The organism is Streptomyces coerulescens (assembly GCF_042657965.1).
In the GTDB taxonomy this organism is placed as follows: domain Bacteria; phylum Actinomycetota; class Actinomycetes; order Streptomycetales; family Streptomycetaceae; genus Streptomyces; species Streptomyces coerulescens.
This window is the reverse complement of the sequence record NZ_JBHSKM010000047.1, coordinates 62,009-80,821: the sequence shown is the minus strand read 5'-3', so window position 1 is coordinate 80,821 and position 18,813 is coordinate 62,009. Positions and strand designations below refer to the sequence as shown.

Sequence of the window (18,813 nt, the reverse complement as noted above, 5' to 3'; positions counted from 1 at the left end):
CTGCGCTCGGCGGCCAGCCACCGATCACCCGACTGTCACCAAAGTCATGACCGAGTACAGCTAGGGCAGGCTCCGGGACAGGCTCTAGGACGCCAGCGAGATCAGCCGGGTGACCAGGTCCGCGAACGGGCCGTCGGCCGGCTCCTCCTTGAGTATGCCGCGCAGCAGCGTGCCCATCTCCTCGTCCTGAGCGGCGCTGACAGCGGCCAGCGCGGCGAAGTCGTGCACGAGCTGGACCTCGAGCTCGCCGCGCGGAATGCGCCGGCCGTCCAGCCAGATCAGTGCCGTCGACTCGGCGAGCGAGATCCAGGAGCGGACGACCAGTTCCAGTCGCGCGGGCGGATCCTCCACGCGCAGATGCGAAAGGATCTGGACATACGCGGCCTGCCGCACGGAGTCGATGAGCGCGTTGGTCGCCGTGGAACCGACGGCCGGGCCGCCGCGCATCAGCGCCGAGAAACCGGGGCCGTGCTCGTCGACGAAGTCGAAGAACCGCCGCATCACGCGCAGCAGCCGCGCCCCCAGCGGCCCCTCCCGCGGTTCGGCGAACCGGCCCGCGAGGTCCTCCGAGGCGCGCTTCAACGCGGCCTCGTACAGGCTGAGTTTGCCGGGGAAGTAGTGGTAGACCAGCGGGCGCGAGATGCCGGCGGCCGACGCTATCTCATCGATGGAGACATCGTCGGGTGAGCGCTGGCTGAACAGTTCGAGGGCGACGCCGATCAACTGCTGCCGTCGCTCCTCGACTCCCATTCTTCGCCGTACCCCGATAGTCATGCGAACACCTTACCGATCGATTCCGGCCTCGAACGGACCGGACCGACCATGGACGTTCACATGTCCAGTACGAGTCGATCACCCCGCGCCCGCGACACACAGATCAGCATGGAGTCGGCGCGCTCCGCGTCGGTCAGCAGCTCGTCCCGGTGGTCCACCTCGCCCGCCAGCACCCGCTGTTGGCAGGTCCCGCAGAAACCCTGCTCGCAGGAGTACAGGGTGTCCGGCAACTCGGCGCGCACCGCGGCCAGTACGGTCGAGTCGGCGGGCACGGTCAACGTCCGCCCGCTGCGCCGGAGTTCGACCTCGAAGGACTCGCCGCCCGCGGCCCGGGGCGCGAAGCGCTCCATCCGGACCCGCGGGATCCGCTCCTCCACCGCGGCCATCAGCCCTTCCGGCCCGCAGCAGTAGACGGCCGTGCCCCCGGGCACGTCCGCGAGGAACCCGTCGAGGTCCGCCGGCCCTTCCACCACCGTCACACGGTCCCGGCCCAGCTTCTCGACGTCCTCCAGGAACGGCATCGACGCCCGGTCCCGCCCGCAGTACAGCAGCCGCCACTCCACGCCGTCCGGCAGCGCCCGCAGCATCGGCAGGACGGGCGTGATCCCGATCCCGCCCGCGACGAAGACGTACGACTCGGCCTCGACGAGCGGGAAACGATTGCGCGGCCCGCGCACCTCCAGCTCCATGCCCACCCGGATCTGCTCGTGCACCTCACGCGAGCCGCCCCGCCCGTCCGGCACCAGCCGGGTCGCCACGGTGTACGAGGAGTCGTCCTCCGGGTCGCCGCACAGCGAGTACTGCCGCACAAGGCCCGACGGCAGCACGAGGTCGAGATGCGCGCCGGGCTCCCAGCCCGGCAGATCGTGCCCTTCGAGACGTAGTTGTACGACCCCCTCGGCGACCTCCTCGCGCGCGGCCACCAGCACGCGCAGCGCCCGCGACCGGGGCCGACCGGAGATCGGCTCCTCCAGGGCGGGCATCGGCCACAGCGGCGAGGTCCGTATGCGGCGCCGCATCGCCCGCCGCACGAGCAGGGCGGTACCGGCGACGACGGCCACGGTGCGGAGCTTCGGCATCAGGCGGCACCCTTCGCGGACTTCTCGGCCGTCTCGGCGGCCAGAGCGGCGGGGGAGGAGGCCAGATAGGCGACGGCCTGCTCGGTGGAGCCCTCGTGCGAGGGGTGGTACGCGCGGCTCAGATAGCGCGGGATGGACTTGAGCATCTCCCCGGTCGCGGGCAGTGTGCCGTGCCGGCCCCGGACGTAGAAGTCCTTGAAGGTGGCGCGGCCGTCGATCAGCGTCGGGTCGTTCTCCATGAAGAACCGCGCCCCGCGCTGCCAGAGGAAGACCAGCGCCGTGAACGCGGCGGCCCAGGTCCGCACCCGCCGCCGGTAGCTCCCGTCGACGTGCATGAACAGGTCGAAGGCGACCGAGCGGTGCTCGACCTCCTCGGCGCCGTGCCAGCGCAGCAGGTCCAGCATGGTCGGGTCGGCGCCGCGGCGGTCCAGTTCCTCGGCGTTGAGCACCCAGTCCCCGAGGAAGGCCGTGTAGTGCTCGATGGCCGCTATCAGCGCCACCCGCTCCATCAGCCACCAGCGGCGGGCCCGCCCCGGCGGCAGCGTGCGGTCGCCGAGCAGCTTTTCGAAGAACCAGTCGACCTGCGCGGTGTACGGCGTCGGGTCGAGCCCCTGCTCCCGCAGATGCGGCAGCACCTCGTCGTGGGCCTGCGAGTGCATCGCCTCCTGCCCGATGAACCCGAGCACGTCCTCGCGCAGCTGCTCGTCCCGTATGTACGGCAGCACCTGCTTGTAGACATGCACGAACCAGCGCTCACCGGCCGGCAGCAGCAGATGCAGCACATTGATGGTGTGCGTGCTGAACGGGTCCCCCGGCACCCAGTGCAACGGGGTGTCGTCCCAGGAGAAGGACACCTTGCGGGCCTTGAGGGGCACGCGGTCCGGCGTGTTAGACATGGCGTCAATGTACTGACGGGTAGGGCTGTCGTGAACCCTCCTGCAAGGCCTTATTTACATTTCTGTCAGCAGGGGTGGGCCGCCGGGCAGGGATACGTCACTGGAGCCCGCTGATCACACGGCCGCTGCTCAGCGTGCCCTTCAGCTCGGCCTGGGCGCCCTGCTCGGCGTCCGTGGCCAGGAGGTTGTTCCGGGCGGTGCCGTGGACGCCGCCCGTCGCGGTGATCGACGCCGTGTCATCGGTGCCGGCCGCCAGCAGGTACCAGCCGCCCGCCTTCGCCTTCCACAGCACCCCGGCCAGCACATGCGGGTCGCGCGCGCCGCACGCCGGAACGTTCTGCGCCTTCGCCGCCAGCGCCGCGAGCTTCGAGCCCGGCGTGCGGAACTGGGCCAGCACCCGCTCGCCGCCGCCCCGCCAGGTCTCGGCGCGGGTGCACACCCAGTCCGCCGCACCGGTGCCGTCAGGCAGCGGCTGCGCGGCGAACGACCAGGCGTTCACCGAGCGCACGCCCGCCGAACGCATCGCCCCCAGCCAGCAGGAGTACGGCGCCCACGTGTGCAGCGCCCGCGCCCCGGTCACCTCCTCGGCCGCCCCGGGACGGCCCGTGGTGAGCCGGGCCGGCACCAGTTCGGCGAGGTCGGTCAGCAGCCGCGTACCCGCGCTGTCGGTCACCTGGAGGACGTTCCACGACGAGCACGCGCCGGTCTGCTGGGCGATCGGGCTCGCCAGCGGCGAGGTGATGCCCTCCCGCACCCCGAGATCCATCGCTCCGGTACCCGGCTTCAGCAGGTCCCGCTCCGCCGCCTCCTTCACCCAGGGCGCCAGCAGATAGCGGACATTGCCGTCGGCCCGGCTCAGCACCACCGCGCTCGCCTCGGCCCGGCCCGCGCCGTCGACCCGGGAGAAGTCCAGGGCGGCGCCGGCCGTGCCGTCCACCGGCTCGGCGTAGCGGGCGATGCGCAGACCGTCGTAGAGAATCACCACGCGCGCGGTGTCGACCGTCCCCGCGTACAGCAGCTGCGGTGCGCCCGGCGGGCCGCCCGCCGGGGTGCCCGGGGTCGCCGAGACCGTGACCTTCTCGCCGGGGCGGGCCCACACGGCCAGCGCGCGGCGCAACAGGGCCGAGTCGTCGGCGAGGTCGCCGCGCACCGGCCACACCGAGAAGTCGGTGCGGGTGGCGGACTGCCAGGCCAGCGCCGGGACCCTGGTCAGCTGGGCCGGGTCGAGCGCGGCCTCGGCCGCCGGGTTCTGCGCGTACGAGGGCGCGGCGGGACCGTCGGGGGCCCAGCCCTCGCCGGGCAGTCCGAGCAGCGCCCCGCACACGAGCAGCGCGGCCCCCGCGGTGAGCGCGGCCCGCAGATGCTGCCTGCGCCGCATCAGATCGGTGGGCCGGGCCTGCAGCGAGCAGGGGTCGAACTCGGGGGAGTCGAGCAGCGCGTACTGCGCGGGTACGGCGTCGGCCTCCTCCAGCGCGTCCTCCGCGTCCTCGACACCGGCCGCCGCCAGCACTTCGCGTACGTCGCCGTCCGGAAGTTTCTCCAGGCCGCGCAGGACGTAGGCCGCCCGCGCCGGGCCGGACAGCGCCGACAGTCGCTGGTCCAGGGCGAGTTCGTCGGCGCCGCCCGACCTGGGGAAGAGGCGCAGGCCCCAGACCTGGGGGAGCAGGGGCGGCAGTTGGGAGCGCCTGGGCCAGGCGGCGCGCCTGAGCGGCAGGCCCGCCTCCAGCGCCGTACGCAGCACACGCAGCCGCAGGAAGGCGTACCCGGGGTCGCCGTCGCGGCCGGTCGACTGCGCCGGGATCACGGGCGTCGCCGCGGTGCGGCCGCGGGGCAGCGCCCGCTGGGTGAGGGAGTGCGCGGTCACCACGCGCCGGTTGCGGCCGAGGCTCGGTGGCAGCACCAGATAGGCGAGCCGGACGAGGCGCGGGTAGTGCTCGACGAGCGCGGCCTCGGCCCGTTCGACGTCGACGACCGGATCGGCGGATTCGGGTGCGGGGCGCGGGGCGACATCCTGTGACTGCACGTTCAGCAGAACGAGCGAATGGACGCGAGGTCACAGGCGGCGGAGGGTGCGTTGTCGGCTGCCGGCCCGTTGTGGCTGGTCGCGCAGTTCCCCGCGCCCCTCAGGGGCGCAACTCCCGCGCGTAATTCGTCATCGACCTCTGGTATCGCGGCAGATGGGATGCCAGCGCCTCCAATACCAGCGCCAGCCCCTCCCGGTCCCGACCCAGACTCGACAGGCACAGCGCCAGCGTCGCCCGCACCGCGTCGTCCAGCTCGTCCGACGGCGCGTCCAGCTCGGGCGTCAACAGCTCGACGCCCTGCTCCGCCTGCCCGACGTTCCGCAGCGAGCTGGACAGCTGGATCCTGGCCCGCCGTCCCTTGTAGCCGCTCAGCCCGCGTGCGAGAGCCTCCCGGTACAGCGGCACCGCCTTGTCCGAGTGGCCGGTGGAGTCCCAGGCGCAGGCCTGCTCGAAGGGGCCGAGGGGGCTGTCGCGGGGCAGTTCGGCGACGAGGGTGTCGATGACGGCGCGGAAGTCGGCCGCCTTCTCCTCGGGGTAGTCGTCGAAGGTCGCCCATGCCGCGCTCACGCGGTCTTCCCAGTCCTGGTTCACCGAGCCACACTCGCACACCCGTGCCCGTGAGAGCCTGTGATTTGAGCGCACCGCCCGTCGCAGCCGTATGGGAGACGAGGGCCCCGCCGGGGCCCGCCGCGGCATGGACCGGAGGAACAGATGACATTGACCCGACCGATGCTCGCGCTGTCCGGCGCGGTGGCGGTGCTCGCGCTGGCCGGCTGTGGCGCCGGCGGCGACAAGGCGGCCGACATGCCCGAGACGGCGACCGGCAGCCTGGAGCATCTTGCCTCCATGGCCAAGTGCGACCCGAACATGCAGACCGACGCCGACGAGATCCGCCAGGCCATCTGCAAGACCGGCAAGGACAAGTACATCCTCGCCACCTTCGCCACCGACCGCGGCCAGGCCGAGTGGCTGAGCGGCGCGAAGGACTACGGCGGCTATTACCTCGTCGGCCGCAAATGGGTCGCCGTGGGGCAGGAGGAAACGGTCACGGCGCTGCAGAGCAAGCTCGGCGGGACCATGGAAGAGGGTTCCGCGCACATGAACCCCGGTGGCAGTCACAACAAGGGCGGTCATCACAGCTGACCGCGCGAGCGGGAAAGAGAAAGCCGGCGGTGGGAAATCCCACCGCCGGCTTTCTACTGCGCGAGGACTACTGGCAGTCCTGGCCGCTGTTGATGCAGTCGACCACCTGGTTCATCGTGTTCTCGTCGAAGAAGTTGATGAAGTCGTTGTGGTCGGTGATCGCCTTGTGCAGCTGGTCCGGGAAGGAGTCCACCGCGAAGGCGTTCTGTACCTGTCCGTTCTGGATCTGCGGGGCCTGAACGTCGTAGACCAGCCGGACCTGGAGCTGGGGGATCGCCTGGAAGCCGTTGGCGCAGGTGCCGTCGCCCTGGACGAACGCCACGTGCGTGCGGTGGTTGGCGCTGTCGATGTTCTGGCCGTCCCAGCAGGACTGGAAGTTGGACGTCCGCACCACGGAGCTGCCCTCGGGGCAGATCGGGAGCTTGTCGTGCAGCTGGACCTTGTCCTCGAAGCCGGTGCAGCTCCAGTTGGCGTTGGCGTTCGCGTTGCCGTTGACGAAGGACTTGGCGTCACCGGTGATGATGCGCAGGGCCTGCGGCATCGCGACGACCTCGCTCGTCCTGTTGCCGACGAACTTCAGCTGGGCCTCGCTGGGCTCGACGATCGTGCCGACGTTGCCGTCCTGACCGCCACCGGGGGCGTTCGCGTCGATGTCGTCCTGACCGTCCTGGATGCGCAGCACCGGCCAGAAGTACGACGACCGGTCACCCTGGTTCTCGCAGGTGGTGTCGCCGTTCGCCAGGTCCTGGTCGCTCGCGAAAGCGTTGTTGGCCTGGTTGCCGACGTAGTCGTGCTGGTGCTGAGCACCGTTGCTGACACCGGGAGCGACGATCACGTTGTCCGAGTTGCGGTTCTCGTTCTGGTTGGTGCCGCAGCTCGTGGTGAAGCTACCGGTGGAACCGCTGTCCCCGTTCGCGGGGAGGCCGTTCGCGCCGACGCCCAGCTGTGCGTTGCCCTGGACCTGCGTGATGTCGACGAAGTCGTCCGCGTTCGGACCGTTGCCGGCCTGACCGCCGTTGCCGCCCTGGTCCTGTCCGCCCTGGTCCTGACCGTCGTTGTTCTGGTCTTGACCGTCCTGGTTCTGGTCCTGACCGTCGTTGTTCTGGTCCTGACCGTCCTGGTTCTGGTCCCCGTCCTGCTGGCCGTCGTTGGTCTGCGGCTGTTCGGCCGGGACGCCCTGGCACTGGGCGAGCTGGTCGAGGTTCTGCGGGCGCTGGCCGCCGGCCCGGTTGATGTTGATGCCGATCCGGTCGAGCGTGGCCACGCGCTTGGACTTCAGCGGGCTGAGGATCGCGTTGTTGACGTAGTTGGCGTCCCCCGCCTGGGCCTGCCGCGTCTCGGCGAGACGCTTGTAGGCCTCCGTGACCTGCCTGTCCAGCAGCGCCAGCTCCTTGGCGACACCCCTGCGCGCGCTCCGCGGCACCTTCGTCAGCTTCTGGCCGACGTCAGGGCAGTTGATCGTCGCGACACGGGCGTTCGTGGACTTCGTCTGGTTCCACCCGGAGTTGTCCTCGTGCGCCGAAGCATAGAAGTTGGCCCAAACAAGCCCGCCCCCACCGAGCGCTAGGGCCGCCGATGCGGCTATGGCCTTGGTGGCCAGCGGCGTACGGCGTTTTCGAATGTTGCGTCCCATGGAACTCCTCTGACTTCCTTTTTCGGGGCATCGAGGCGCCCGACAGGAGTGAAGCGGCGCCCTTTCATACGGAGGGAGCCCCAGAGGTGTTCAGCAGTCCCGGAAATTGTTGAGAGATTCGTGAGTGAGCTGTGTGCTCAACAACCCCTGAAACACCAGGAGTTGTTGATCCCGTACGGCGGGTGAATGGACGGGTCCGGTTTTACCGGCCATGGTCGAGATACGCGAGAACCGCCAGCACGCGACGGTTGTCGTCGTCCGACACCTCCAGGCCCAGTTTGGCGAAGATGTTGGCGGTGTGCTTGGCGATGGCCCGTTCCGTGACGACGAGGCGCTCGGCGATCGCCGCGTTCGTCCTCCCCTGCGCCATCAGCTCCAGCACCTCCGTCTCGCGGGGCGTGAGCCGTGCCAGCGGCTGGTCGTCGGCCGCGCGCCGGCTCAGCAGCTGCTGGATCACCTGCGGATCCATCGCGGTACCGCCCGCCGCGACCCGCCGTACGGCGTCCACGAACTGGTCCGCGTCGAACACCCGGTCCTTCAGCAGATACCCCACCCCACCGCTGCCGTCGGCGAGCAACTCTCGCGCGTACAGCTGCTCCACGTGCTGGGACAGCACCAGAACCGGCAGCCCTGGCTTGCGCCGCCGGGCCTCCAGCGCGCACTGCAACCCCTCGTCGGTGTTGGTCGGCGGCAGCCGTACGTCGACCACGGCGACGTCCGGCTCCAGCTCGGCCAGCGCCCGGGACAGCTCGGGGCCGGTCTCGACGGCCGCCGCGATCTCGAAGTCGTAGGCCTGAAGGAGCCGGACGAGCCCGTCGCGCAGCAGGAACAGGTCTTCGGCTAGGACAACGCGCAAGGAATCTCCATGGTGACCATGGTGGGGCCGCCCGCGGGCGAGCTGACGGCCAGGACGCCGTCGAATGTACCCAGTCGCCGCTCGACCCCGGCCAGGCCCGAGCCGGCCCCGATCACCGCGCCGCCCTTGCCGTTGTCGGTGACGCTGATCCGCAGCATGCCGGCGGCCTCGTCCACGTGATGCAGGTCGATCCAGATCCGGTCGGCGCCCGCATGCTTGACGGCGTTGGTGAGCACCTCGCTGACCGCGAAGTAGGCCGCCGACTCCACGGGGGCCTCCGCCCGCCCGGCCAGCTCCACGTTCACCTCGGTCGCCACCGGCAGCCGCAGCGCCAACGCCCGCACGGCGTCGCCCAGTCCGCGCTCGGCGAGGACCGGCGGGTGGATGCCGCGCACCAGGTCACGCAGCTCCGAGAGCGCGTCGGCGGACGACCGGCGGGCCTGCGCGACGAGTTGCCTGGCTTTCTCCGGGTCCTTGTCGAGCAGCATCTCGATCGTCCCGAGGTCCATGCCCATCGCGACCAGCCGCGCCTGGGCCCCGTCGTGCAGGTCGCGTTCGATACGGCGCAGCTCGGCGGCCGAGGTGTCGACCGCGTCCCGCCGTGTCTCCGTCAACACCCTCACTCGCTCGGCCAGTTCGCCCTGGTTGGAGCCGAGGACGGCCCGGGTGAGCCGGAAGTGGGCCTGGAGCAGGCGCGGGGTGTAGAAGTGGGCCAGGAAGAGCAGACCGACGCCCAGGGCGGCCGCGCCGAACGCGGACGTCTGATCGGTGACCGGCACGAAGCCGTACCAGTACGTGCCGTCGCCCGCGTCCGTGAAGACCCGCCACAGCCCCGCCGCGATCACGAAGCCCTCCAGCGGGTAGAACAGCAGCACGGCCGGCAGCAACGCCGTGAAGAACCCCGCCGTCATGTCGACCGGCAGCCACAGCAGGTCCCGCCAGGTCGCCGGGTCGCTCAGCATCCCGAAGGTGCGGGCCCACGGGTTGGCGTCCTTCGGCAACGGCCGGTACGCGGGCGGGATCCGCACCCCGCCCCACTCGGCCGCCAGCACCCGCCGCCAGTCGGCGAACGTCCGCACGCCCGTCAGCACCCACGGCGTCGTGACGATGCCGACGCCGATCGGTATGAGCGCGATGGAGACGAGGGAGAGGACCAGGCACAGGACGGCGCCCGGCAGGGAGATCAGCGCCAGCGCCAGCCCCCGCAGGGCTGCGATCCCCATGCCCCGTGCCCGTGAACCGCGGCCGCTGTTGTCGTCGTTGGTCATGCCGTTCAGTCTCGCCGAGGCGGCAGCGGTGGTCACGGGGCCGGGACCCCGGGTCATGGGGTGGTGCCAGGTACACCCCTCTCCTCGACTACACCTCCTCCTCGACGCTCGCGAGGACCTTCGCCTCCACCTCCGGATCGAGCCCCTTCGCCGTCCGGTCCGGCCGCATGGGCGCCGGCCCCCCGATGTCCTGGAGCCAGCGCCAGGTGTCGGCGACGGTCTCGGTGACGGGACGGCAGCGCAGCCCCGTGGCGACGGCCCGGGACACATCGGCGCTGTGCAGGGCGTCGTGCAGGTCGGTGCCCGGCGGCACCCACGCCGGCAACTGGGTCCACGGCTCGATGCCCGCCTCCAGGATCACCTCCGGGTCGGTCCAGCGCAGCTCGGCGCTCCCGCCGACGGTGGCCACGCAGGCGTCGAGCAACTCGCCCATGGTGGCGTGTCCTTGCGGGCTCGTGAGGTTGTACGGCCCGCTCAGCTCCTGTTCCACGGCGCCGAGGATCCACTCCGCGTGGTCGCGGACGTCGACGTACTGGAGGGGCAGGTCCCGCGGGCCCGGCGCCAGGACCGGACCGCCGCGCGCGATCCGCCCCAGCCACCAGGGCAGCCGCCCGACGTTCTCGTACGGCCCGAGCAGCAGCCCGGCCCGCACCAGCACGGAGCGGTCCGCCCCGAACTCCTCGACCGCCGCCAGTTCCCCGCCCCGCTTGTCCCGCGCGTAGTCGGTCTGCTCCGCACCGGCCTCGGAGCCCTGGACGACGGGCGCGTCCTCGCCGTATCCGGCGGGCGGAGCCCACTCGTACACCGAGCGGCTCGACACATACACATACCGTCCGGCGCGGCCCCGCAGCAGCCGTGCCGAGTCCTGTACGGCACGCGGTGCCGCCGACCAGGTGTCGACGACGGCGTCCCACTCGCCCTCCGCAAGGGCGGCGAGCCCGTCGGCCGCGGTGCGGTCACCGTGCAGTGACCGCACCCCGGCCACGGGCTCGTGCCGCCCCCGGTGGAAGACGGTGACGTCCCAGCCCCGCCCGAGGGCCGCCTCGACGACGGTCCGTCCCGCGAACTCCGTACCACCCAGCACCAGAAGTCTCATACCGCCGACTGTGCCCGGTGGCGGCGCGGGACGGAACAGGGCTCTGCCGTCAGCAGAGGACGGACACGCGGGCGTCGGATCAGCGTCCGGCGGGCGGCGCGTACTTGTACCCCACCCGGCGCACCGTCCGGATGGTGTCGCGGTGCTCGGCGCCCAGCTTGCGGCGCAGCCTGGCGATATGGACGTCGACGGTACGGCCGTCCCCCACATGCCCGTAGCCCCACACCGTGGTGACCAGTTGGTCGCGGGTGTGCACACGATGGGGGTTGGCCACCAGGTGGGCCAGCAGCTCGAACTCCAGGTAGGTGAGGTCGAGTTCATTCCCGTCGACGGCGGCGGTGCGCCGCACGGAGTCGATCCGCACCAGCGGGTCGATGTCGGTCTCCACGGCCGTCGGGACCGGCGGCCGGTGGTCGGCCGGTACGAGCACCAGGTAGCCGATCATCGGCGGCTGTCCCGGCAGGGTGGGCAGCGAGTGCTGGGGTGCGGGCAGCCAGGTGGCGCCCGGCGGCAGAAGGTCCGCGACGTCGATCACCTCGTCCCGGTCCACGGCGCGCAGATGGTGCCGTGAACCGGTCGGGTGGAGCGTGGCGGCGGAGGACAGGGAACGAGTGGTCGCCATGAGAGGTCAGCTCTTTCGCGCGAGAGGTCCGTCGTGGGGAGGAACGTCGTTCGCGCTGGCCGAAGGCCGGGTGACGGCTTTAGAGGGCCCGCGCGTTCATCGCGCGGCAACACACCCGGTCGAAGTCATGGTGCTGACGGGAAGGCCAGAAGGGCTCGAGGTCATGACGACCTGTCGCGGAGTACTTCTGGATGCCGACCATGCCCCCATTGAAGCAGACGGCCGCCCTGGACGGGACCCTTCGTCTCATCCCTCCAGCCGTTTGTCCCAGGTCAACGGCGTGACGTTGATCGCTTTGCCCGGGGAGCCGTCCCACTGCGTGGACAACCCGGCGCCGGTGAGCGCGGCGACGACCTCGCGGCCGACGGCGGAGGTGGTCTCCTCGGAGCCGTCGAAACCGCCGTAGTAGAGGCTGAGCCCGTGCCCGTCGGCGGCGTGCTGGGTGCTCTGCCGGTGGAAGAAGACGAAACCCCGCGCGTCCTCGCGCTCCGCGCCTATCTCCGCGATGCCGCAGCCCCGGCAACAGGTGAAGTTCTCCCGGGCGGTGATGCCGCTCGCCTCCAGCGCCCGGAAGGCCCCGGTGAGCAGCTCCGGATCCGTGACGCCCTCCCACGCCGACTGCTCGTCCAGCCGCTCCCGCCACAGCCGGTCGACCAGCTCCCGGGCCTGCGCGGGCGACACGGGCCGCTCCTCGCCGTCGACCGGATACTCCTCGGCGGCCTCCGCGAGCGTCGCCCGGTCGTCGTACCCGCACCGCAGCAGTTCGTGCACCCGGTCCTCCACCTGCTCGCGTATCGCGTGGCGAAGCTCGGGCACCTCCTGCGGCGGGTCCACGGCGACCGGCGTCCAGGCGAAGCCGGTGTCCCAGCCGCCCCGCTGCCGCGCCCATCCCACCAGCGCGTAGGCCACCGCGGCGGCGTCCGCGACCGTGGTGCCGAGGAAGCGCTCACGGCTCTCGCGGTGCTCCAGTCGGTAGTCCCCGCGCCGCTCGTGCCACACCTGGGCGAAGACGTCCGGCACGTCCGGAATCCGCTGCATCACCAGCCAGTTGTCGCCGCGCGCGCCGAGCCGGTGCACCAGGTCGCGCAGCTGCCGCTCGGACGGCCGCGCATATGTCTCGCCGTACTCCGTCTCGACCTTGACGGCCAGCCCCTCGCCGTCCGGCCCCATGCCGTTCTCCATGCCCTCCACGATGACACCCGCCACTGACAGCGCGGCCGACTCACGGCGAAGGGGCGCCCACCGTGACGGTGGACGCCCCTTCGCACAGCCCTGGGCGGATCAGACCTGGCCGGCCTTCTCCAGCGCCGAGCAGCAGGTGTCGACGATCAGGCGGGTGACGACGTACGGGTCGACGTTGGCGTTGGGACGGCGGTCCTCGATGTAGCCCTTGCCGTCCTTCTCGACCTGCCACGGGATACGGACCGAGGCGCCGCGGTTGGAGACGCCGTAGGAGTACTCGTTCCACGGGGCGGTCTCGTGCAGGCCGGTCAGGCGGTCGTCGATGCCGGCGCCGTAGTTCTTGACGTGGTCCAGCGGCTTGGAGCCCTCACCGAGCGACTCGCACGCGGTGATGATCGCGTCGTAGCCCTCGCGCATCGCCTTGGTGGAGAAGTTGGTGTGCGCGCCCGCGCCGTTCCAGTCGCCCTTCACCGGCTTCGGGTCCAGCGTCGCGGAGACACCGAAGTCCTCGGCGGTGCGGTAGAGCAGCCAGCGGGCCACCCACATCTGGTCGGAGACCTCCAGCGGGGACAGCGGGCCGACCTGGAACTCCCACTGGCCGGGCATGACCTCGGCGTTGATGCCGGACAGACCGAGACCGGCCTCCAGACAGTTGTCGAGGTGGGCCTCGACGACCTCACGGCCGAAGATCTCGTCGGCTCCGACACCGCAGTAGTAGCCGCCCTGCGGGGCCGGGAAGCCGCCCTTGGGGAAGCCGAGCGGGTAGCCGTCCTGGAAGAAGGTGTACTCCTGCTCGATGCCGAAGATCGGCTCCTGGGCGGCGAACTTCTCCGCCACCTCGACCAGCGCGGCACGCGTGTTGGTGGCGTGCGGGGTGAGGTCGATGTTCAGGACCTCGCACAGCACGAGCACGTCGTCGCCGCCGCGGATCGGGTCCGGGCAGGTGAAGACCGGCTTGAGCACGCAGTCCGAGGCATGACCCTCGGCCTGGTTCGTGGAGGACCCGTCGAAGCCCCAGATCGGCAGCGCGTCCAGACCGGCGGGCGCACCCGTGATGATCTTCGTCTTGGAACGCAGCTTGGCCGTCGGCTCGGTGCCGTCGATCCAGATGTACTCAGCCTTGAAGGTCACGGGCCACATCCTTCGGGGTGGGTCTGGGTGCGCTTGCGGGTGCTGCGGCGCTGCGGCACTTCAGGCGCCGCGCTTGATGCCCGGGAGCCTGTCAACAGGCGATTTCCCGGCCATTGCTCCCATGTGAACCCCGTGTTACCTGGTGTTCGTGTGGCGTGATTCACGCGGTGAGGGGTCGCGCAAAGTCGACAGGGCGACATCCCGCGCCGCCGACGGCACCGGGCGGGCGGCTCGTATGCGATGGGAATGCGCGAGGGGCCCGCACGTACGCGGGCCCTGCCACTCGTGGCCGCGAGTGGCAGGGCCCATGACACGTACGACGTCGGTTACCCGGGCGTCACCCCACCTTCTCGATCAGCGCACGGCGGATCAGGAACTTGCCGGGCTCGCGGACCTGCTCGAAGGCCGCGTTGTTCAGCAGCGCACAGCTACCGGAGACCGAGGTGACCTCCACCGTCGTGGACTTGTTGTTGTCCAGGTTGGTGACCTTCAGCTTGGTGCCGGCCGGGAACTGGTTGCTGGACGCGGCCGGAGCCCCGCCCTCGCCGGAGAGAGTGACCGTGGAGCCGTTGCAGACCTGCTGCCCGGAGGCCGCGGCATCACCGCCGGCGTTGCCCGCGTTCCCGGCGTCGCCCGCGTTCTCCTCGCCCCCGGCGTTCCCGGCGTCGCCCGCGTTTCCGGCGTTCCCGGCCCCCGCGTCCCCTGCGCCGGCCGCGGGTGCGCTCGGCTGTGCGGCCTGGGAGTCCTGAGCCGACTCCCCGGCAGCGCAACCGGACGCTTCCTGCTGGACCTTGATCTGCGCGATGACCGCCTCACGGTTGGCGATCCGGGCCGCGGACTGGGCGTCCGGGTTGGCCTTCTGCCCGTCGATGAACTTCTGGTTGTTGCCGAGGGCGGTGGCGAGTCCCTGGCAGACGGTCGAGTCGGCGGCGGACTTGACCGTCGGCGCCTGTGAGGCGTTCGAGGTGCTCGCCATGACGAAGGCACCGCCACCCGCCACCGTCGCCGCACTGACCAGCAGAGCGATCTTCTTCTTCGTACCGAGAGTTCTCCTGCGCGACATGCGCGCCTCCTGAGCGGTAGGGGAGCGTACGCCGCTATGTACGAGATCCCGAACGGAGTTACTCAGCGGTTACGAGAGTGACTGAAGTAACCTGCGTCACACCCTGCCTGACAGAGCCTCAGCTCTTGCGGGACAGTGCGTCCTGGACGGCCTCGTCGGTGCGCCCCACCACGGCCGTACCGTCGTCCGCGGTGATGATCGGCCGCTGGATCAGCTTCGGGTGCTCGGCGAGCGCCTTCACCCACCGGTCCCGGGAACTGCCGTCCCGTGCCCAGTCCTTGACCCCGAGCTCCTTGGCGACGGCCTCCTGGGTGCGGGTGATGTCCCACGGTTCGAGTCCCAGCCGGTCCAGCACCTGGCGGATCTCGTCCTCGCTGGGGACGTCCTCCAGATAGCGGCGCACGGTGTAGTCGGCCCCTTCGGCGTCGAGCAGGGTGAGGGCGCTGCGGCACTTGGAACAGGCCGGATTGATCCAGATCTCCATACGGCCCACGGTATCCCGCGCCCCTTCGCCACCCACGGCCGGAGGGGCTCTGTTCGAATTCTCTGCCGTCTCTCGCGTCTCCCTTGGAGCCGGTGTGACGCGGCGACAGTTTCATTGCTGACCTGCGGATTTACTGGCCGTATCAGGTTCCCCGATTGTCAGTGGCGGGCACTAAACTGTAAGCAGTGTTCGAGAGCGTCGCCGGGAACCCGGCCGGCGCTCTGACCGCGACAGGAGGATGCCCGTGCCCGCTGCCGCACTGAAGGCGAAGCCGACCCGCAAGCCGCTGCCCACCCAGTCCACCGCTAAGCACCCGGTGCTGCTCGACCTGCCGTACGCGCCGGTGGAGAAGCGACCGCTGCCGCCGGGGCGCCCACGCGAGTGGTACGTCACCCACAACCGCCGTCTCAAGGCCATGCGCCTCGCGATAGCGCTCCTCGACTCGGGCGTCTACATGCCGAACCAGGCACGCAACGAGACGATCAGGACCGCCGCGGAGACGATCGGCGTCCATCCGCCGTCGGACACGACCTGCCACATGGTCCGGGCGCTCATGAGGTACTCCAGGTAGGCCGGGACCGCGCCGGTGCTCGAGGCCGCGGCCTGAGCGACGCCGGGTGCGCCGCGTGGTGGGGCGCGCCCGGCGTTCGCGTGGTGGGGGCGCCGACCCTGATGTCGCGCCCCACCCCGACGACCCCCTGTACGGGTCCCGTCAGGCCGACAGTTCCTTCTCCATCGGAGTCCGGAACCGGGGCGTCACCCGAGCCGCCCCCAGCCACTCCAGCAGCCGCTCGGCCTCCACCGCGATCGCCGCCTCGGCCGCGTGCCGCTCCTCGCTCCCGAGGTCCGCCAACAGCCGCCAGACGATCTCGCCGTCCCCGCGCTGCGCCCAGCCGCCCACGACCCGGCCGTTCCACCACACCGTCGGGCCGACGTTGCCGCTCCCGTCGAACAGGGACGGCCGCAGCTCCGGCGCCAGATACCAGTCGCGCTGCTGCCAGCCCATCGCCGTGGGGTCCAGACCGGGCAGCAGAGCCGCCCACGGCTCCACGGGGGCCTCCACCGGACCGGCGTCACCCGCGACGACGTACCCCGTCCCCTCGTCCAGGGACACCGCCTCCGCCCCGATCGCCGTCAGCGCCCGGCGGACCTCCGTCACCTTCCACCCCGTCCACCACTTCAGGTCGGCCTCCGTCGCGGGCCCGCACGCCGTGAGCCAGCGCCGCAGCAGCCCGGCCTGGGCGCCGGCCGCGTCCAGCTCGGGATGCTCGGGCGCGACGGCCCACCGGAACTGGGACGACGTCCACGACCCCAGCGGCCGGCCGCGCACCACCTTCCCCTCCACGCCCAGCACCCGGAGCAGCCGCGTAGAGACCGTGTGCACGCCCTCGTAGCTCTTCCCCGCCGCGTACACGAACTGCTCGCGCAACCGCGGCTCGTCCTGGGCGAGTTCGGCCGCCGTGGCCTGTCCGCGCCGGGCGAGCGCGGCGAGCGTCGACTCCTCGACCTCCGCCAGCCAGGCCGCGTCCGGCGCTCCGGCCTTCGCCATGCTCTTGATCAGCGAGGCACGTTCCCGGGCGGCGACCGTGAGGCCCGTGGAGGCGTGCACCACGGCCGTCAGCTCGGTGGGGAAGACGAACACGGTGTGCCGCATGCCGTGCATCCGCACCAGCGACCGGTCCTCGTACAGCGCCCGCTCGGTTTCTGCGACGGTCTTCGCGGGATCGGCCAGCCGCGCGCCGACCGCCACGTACACGGTCGCCGGATCGGTGCCGTGCAGCGCGACCAGCGAGTCGGCGACATCGGCCGGCCCTTCCGCCCGCGTCGCGCCGGCCAGCCGGTGCCGCAGCCCCAGCCGGTCCCGCCGCTCCGCCACGCCGATGTACCGCACCCCGTCACCCATCCCGGCCTCCACCCGTCACTCCGTCGCGCCCGCACACCCACTGTCCGCATCTTCCCGGACCCCACTGACAACGCCCCCTTCCCATAGGCTCACTCACCGAACGCCTTCACCCGAAACGCCGTCCCGACGTGCACAAACGCCCCAGGCCACGTTCATTGCGATCAGGCGGTGGCGGACCTCGCCCCCAAGGGGCGGCGTGGTAGCGGGAGGCGCGATGGGCAGGTTCGGCGGGCGACAGCCGCGGTGCACGTCGGTCGGACACGGGGCCGTCGTCTCATGACCAGCCCGACTACCCCCGCCGACCGGTTCCGGCGCGGAAAGGCGGCCCGCAAGCGTGCCCCCCGTTCCGCGCACGTCGCCTGGATCCCGTCCGTCGACCGCCCCGACCCCGTCGCCGTACTGGAGCGCCGGGCCGCGACCGGCTGCCGGAGCTGCTCCCGATCCGGTACGGGCGGATGGCGGCGTCCCCGTTCGCCTTCCTGCGCGGCGCCGCCGCAGATGGGGGTACCCCCACGCCTTTAAGGCAGTGGGGGAGGCCGCCGACCTCGCCGCCGCCCCGAACACCGGGCTCACCGTGCAGCTGTGCGGCGACGCCCACCTGCTCAACTTCGGCCTGTACGCCTCCCCGGAACGCGCGCTGCTCTTCGACCTCAACGACTTCGACGAGACGTTTCCCGGCCCGTTCGAGTGGGACGTCAAACGGCTCGCCACCTCGGTCGCCGTGGCGGCCCGCGAGAACGGCCACCCCGATCCCAAGGTCGCCCGCGCGGCCCGGGAGACCGCCGCCGCGTACCGGATCGCGATGCACAGGCTGGCCCGGCGCGGCGAACTCGACGTCTGGTACACGCGCGTCGAGGCCGAGCAGCTGCTGCCCCTGCTCCGCGGCACCCGCCGGCACCGCCATGTCGAGGCCAGCCTCGGCCGCGCACGCCGCCGCACCAGCCTGCGGGCCTTCGGCAAGCTGACCGAGACCGTCGACGGGCGCCGGCGCATCATCCACGACCCGCCGCTCCTGGAACGCGCGGGCACCTCCGACATGGCCGCTCTGCGCAAGACCTTCAGCGACTACCGCTCGACCCTGTCCGAGGAGCGCCGACTGCTCCTGGACCGCTACCGCTTCGTCGACGCCGCCCGCAAGGTCGTCGGCGTCGGCAGCGTCGGCCTGCGCTGCTTCCTCGTGCTGCTCGCCGGACGCGACGCCGGCGACCTGCTCTTCCTCCAGATCAAGGAGGCCCGGCAGTCCGTACTGGAGGAGCATCTGCCGACCGGGCCGTACATCCACCCCGGTCATCGCGTCGTCGCCGGGCAGCGGCTGCTGCAGGCCGCCGGCGACATCTTCCTGGGCTGGATGTCGGGACCGCAGGGACGCGCGTTCTACTGGCGCCGGCTGCGCGACATCAAGGGCTCGGCGGACGTGGCCTCGATGGGCCCTGACGACCTGTACGGCTACGCCCGGCTGTGTGGCACCACCCTCGCCCGGGCCCACGCCCGATCCGGCGACCGCATCGCCATCGCCGGCTACCTCGGCGGCGCCGACACCTTCGACCGCGCGGTGTCCGACTTCGCGCTGGCCTACGCCGACCAGACCACCAGCGACCACACGGCCCTGAGCGCGGCCGTGGAGGCGGGCGTGGTCAGGGCCGTACCCGGAGCGTGACC

17 protein-coding genes and 1 pseudogene are annotated in these 18,813 nt (G+C 71.3%); 3 read left to right on the top strand and 15 right to left on the bottom strand.

What is annotated here, in order from left to right; all coding sequences use genetic code 11:
* Nucleotides 1-84 precede the first annotated feature (84 nt).
* From ACFPQ9_RS42085 to ACFPQ9_RS42065, 5 genes are all read right to left on the bottom strand, one after another.
* Nucleotides 85-774 carry a TetR/AcrR family transcriptional regulator gene (locus ACFPQ9_RS42085; protein WP_380865139.1) on the bottom strand — a complete coding sequence of 230 codons (690 nt, stop codon included), beginning with the start codon at nt 772-774 and terminating at the stop codon, nt 85-87.
* A gap of 56 nt (nt 775-830) precedes the next feature.
* Nucleotides 831-1,853 (bottom strand): PDR/VanB family oxidoreductase, encoded by a 1,023-nt coding sequence (locus ACFPQ9_RS42080; RefSeq protein ID WP_380865136.1) that lies wholly within the window; start codon nt 1,851-1,853, stop codon nt 831-833.
* Nucleotides 1,853-2,749 (bottom strand): metal-dependent hydrolase, encoded by an 897-nt coding sequence (locus ACFPQ9_RS42075; RefSeq protein WP_380865133.1) that lies wholly within the window; start codon nt 2,747-2,749, stop codon nt 1,853-1,855. Before ACFPQ9_RS42075 ends, ACFPQ9_RS42080 begins: the two co-directional genes overlap by 1 nt.
* A gap of 97 nt (nt 2,750-2,846) precedes the next feature.
* Nucleotides 2,847-4,772 carry a hypothetical protein gene (locus ACFPQ9_RS42070; protein ID WP_380865131.1) on the bottom strand — a complete coding sequence of 642 codons (1,926 nt, stop codon included), beginning with the start codon at nt 4,770-4,772 and terminating at the stop codon, nt 2,847-2,849.
* Nucleotides 4,773-4,872: 100 nt separating this feature from the next.
* Entirely contained in the window at nt 4,873-5,382 is a 510-nt protein-coding gene (locus ACFPQ9_RS42065; protein WP_380865129.1) for a tetratricopeptide repeat protein, read from the bottom strand.
* Between the two features lie 102 nt (nt 5,383-5,484).
* On the opposite strand from ACFPQ9_RS42065, the gene ACFPQ9_RS42060 reads away from it, so the two are divergent.
* Nucleotides 5,485-5,916 (top strand): hypothetical protein, encoded by a 432-nt coding sequence (locus tag ACFPQ9_RS42060; RefSeq protein WP_380865126.1) that lies wholly within the window; start codon nt 5,485-5,487, stop codon nt 5,914-5,916.
* Nucleotides 5,917-5,983: 67 nt separating this feature from the next.
* Here the strand turns inward: ACFPQ9_RS42060 and ACFPQ9_RS42055 are convergent, their stop codons facing one another.
* The 9 genes from ACFPQ9_RS42055 to ACFPQ9_RS42015 all read right to left on the bottom strand — a co-directional run bounded on the left by ACFPQ9_RS42055 (nt 5,984) and on the right by ACFPQ9_RS42015 (nt 15,251).
* Complete coding sequence (locus tag ACFPQ9_RS42055; protein ID WP_380865124.1) at nt 5,984-7,549, bottom strand: DUF1996 domain-containing protein; 1,566 nt, start codon at nt 7,547-7,549, stop codon at nt 5,984-5,986.
* Nucleotides 7,550-7,751: 202 nt separating this feature from the next.
* Nucleotides 7,752-8,405, bottom strand: a complete 654-nt coding sequence (locus tag ACFPQ9_RS42050; RefSeq protein ID WP_126391746.1) for a LuxR C-terminal-related transcriptional regulator — start codon at nt 8,403-8,405, stop codon at nt 7,752-7,754.
* A complete protein-coding gene (locus tag ACFPQ9_RS42045; RefSeq protein WP_380865122.1) occupies nt 8,390-9,673 on the bottom strand; it encodes a sensor histidine kinase in 1,284 nt (427 codons plus the stop codon). Before ACFPQ9_RS42045 ends, ACFPQ9_RS42050 begins: the two co-directional genes overlap by 16 nt.
* Nucleotides 9,674-9,761: 88 nt before the next feature.
* Nucleotides 9,762-10,769, bottom strand: coding sequence for an NAD-dependent epimerase/dehydratase family protein (locus ACFPQ9_RS42040; protein ID WP_380865120.1), 1,008 nt, complete (start codon nt 10,767-10,769; stop codon nt 9,762-9,764).
* A gap of 79 nt (nt 10,770-10,848) precedes the next feature.
* Entirely contained in the window at nt 10,849-11,391 is a 543-nt protein-coding gene (locus ACFPQ9_RS42035; protein ID WP_380865117.1) for a winged helix-turn-helix domain-containing protein, read from the bottom strand.
* Nucleotides 11,392-11,637: 246 nt separating this feature from the next.
* Nucleotides 11,638-12,573, bottom strand: a complete 936-nt coding sequence (locus ACFPQ9_RS42030; protein ID WP_380865115.1) for a DUF6891 domain-containing protein — start codon at nt 12,571-12,573, stop codon at nt 11,638-11,640.
* Nucleotides 12,574-12,672: 99 nt separating this feature from the next.
* Complete coding sequence (glnII, locus tag ACFPQ9_RS42025) at nt 12,673-13,704, bottom strand: glutamine synthetase (RefSeq protein ID WP_380865114.1); 1,032 nt, start codon at nt 13,702-13,704, stop codon at nt 12,673-12,675.
* A 337-nt stretch (nt 13,705-14,041) separates the two neighbouring features.
* Nucleotides 14,042-14,767, bottom strand: coding sequence for an RlpA-like double-psi beta-barrel domain-containing protein (locus ACFPQ9_RS42020; protein WP_380865112.1), 726 nt, complete (start codon nt 14,765-14,767; stop codon nt 14,042-14,044).
* Between the two features lie 118 nt (nt 14,768-14,885).
* Complete coding sequence (locus tag ACFPQ9_RS42015) at nt 14,886-15,251, bottom strand: arsenate reductase family protein (protein ID WP_380865111.1); 366 nt, start codon at nt 15,249-15,251, stop codon at nt 14,886-14,888.
* Nucleotides 15,252-15,495: 244 nt separating this feature from the next.
* On the opposite strand from ACFPQ9_RS42015, the gene ACFPQ9_RS42010 reads away from it, so the two are divergent.
* On the top strand, nt 15,496-15,822 hold the full coding sequence (locus tag ACFPQ9_RS42010; protein ID WP_380865109.1) for a hypothetical protein: 327 nt from the start codon (nt 15,496-15,498) through the stop codon (nt 15,820-15,822).
* Between the two features lie 141 nt (nt 15,823-15,963).
* Here the strand turns inward: ACFPQ9_RS42010 and ACFPQ9_RS42005 are convergent, their stop codons facing one another.
* Nucleotides 15,964-17,154, bottom strand: a complete 1,191-nt coding sequence (locus tag ACFPQ9_RS42005; RefSeq protein WP_380865107.1) for a winged helix DNA-binding domain-containing protein — start codon at nt 17,152-17,154, stop codon at nt 15,964-15,966.
* 276 nt (nt 17,155-17,430) lie between these two features.
* Between ACFPQ9_RS42005 and ACFPQ9_RS42000 the strand changes: the two are divergent.
* Nucleotides 17,431-18,811, top strand: a pseudogene (locus ACFPQ9_RS42000) (DUF2252 domain-containing protein).
* Nucleotides 18,812-18,813: the final 2 nt, after the last annotated feature.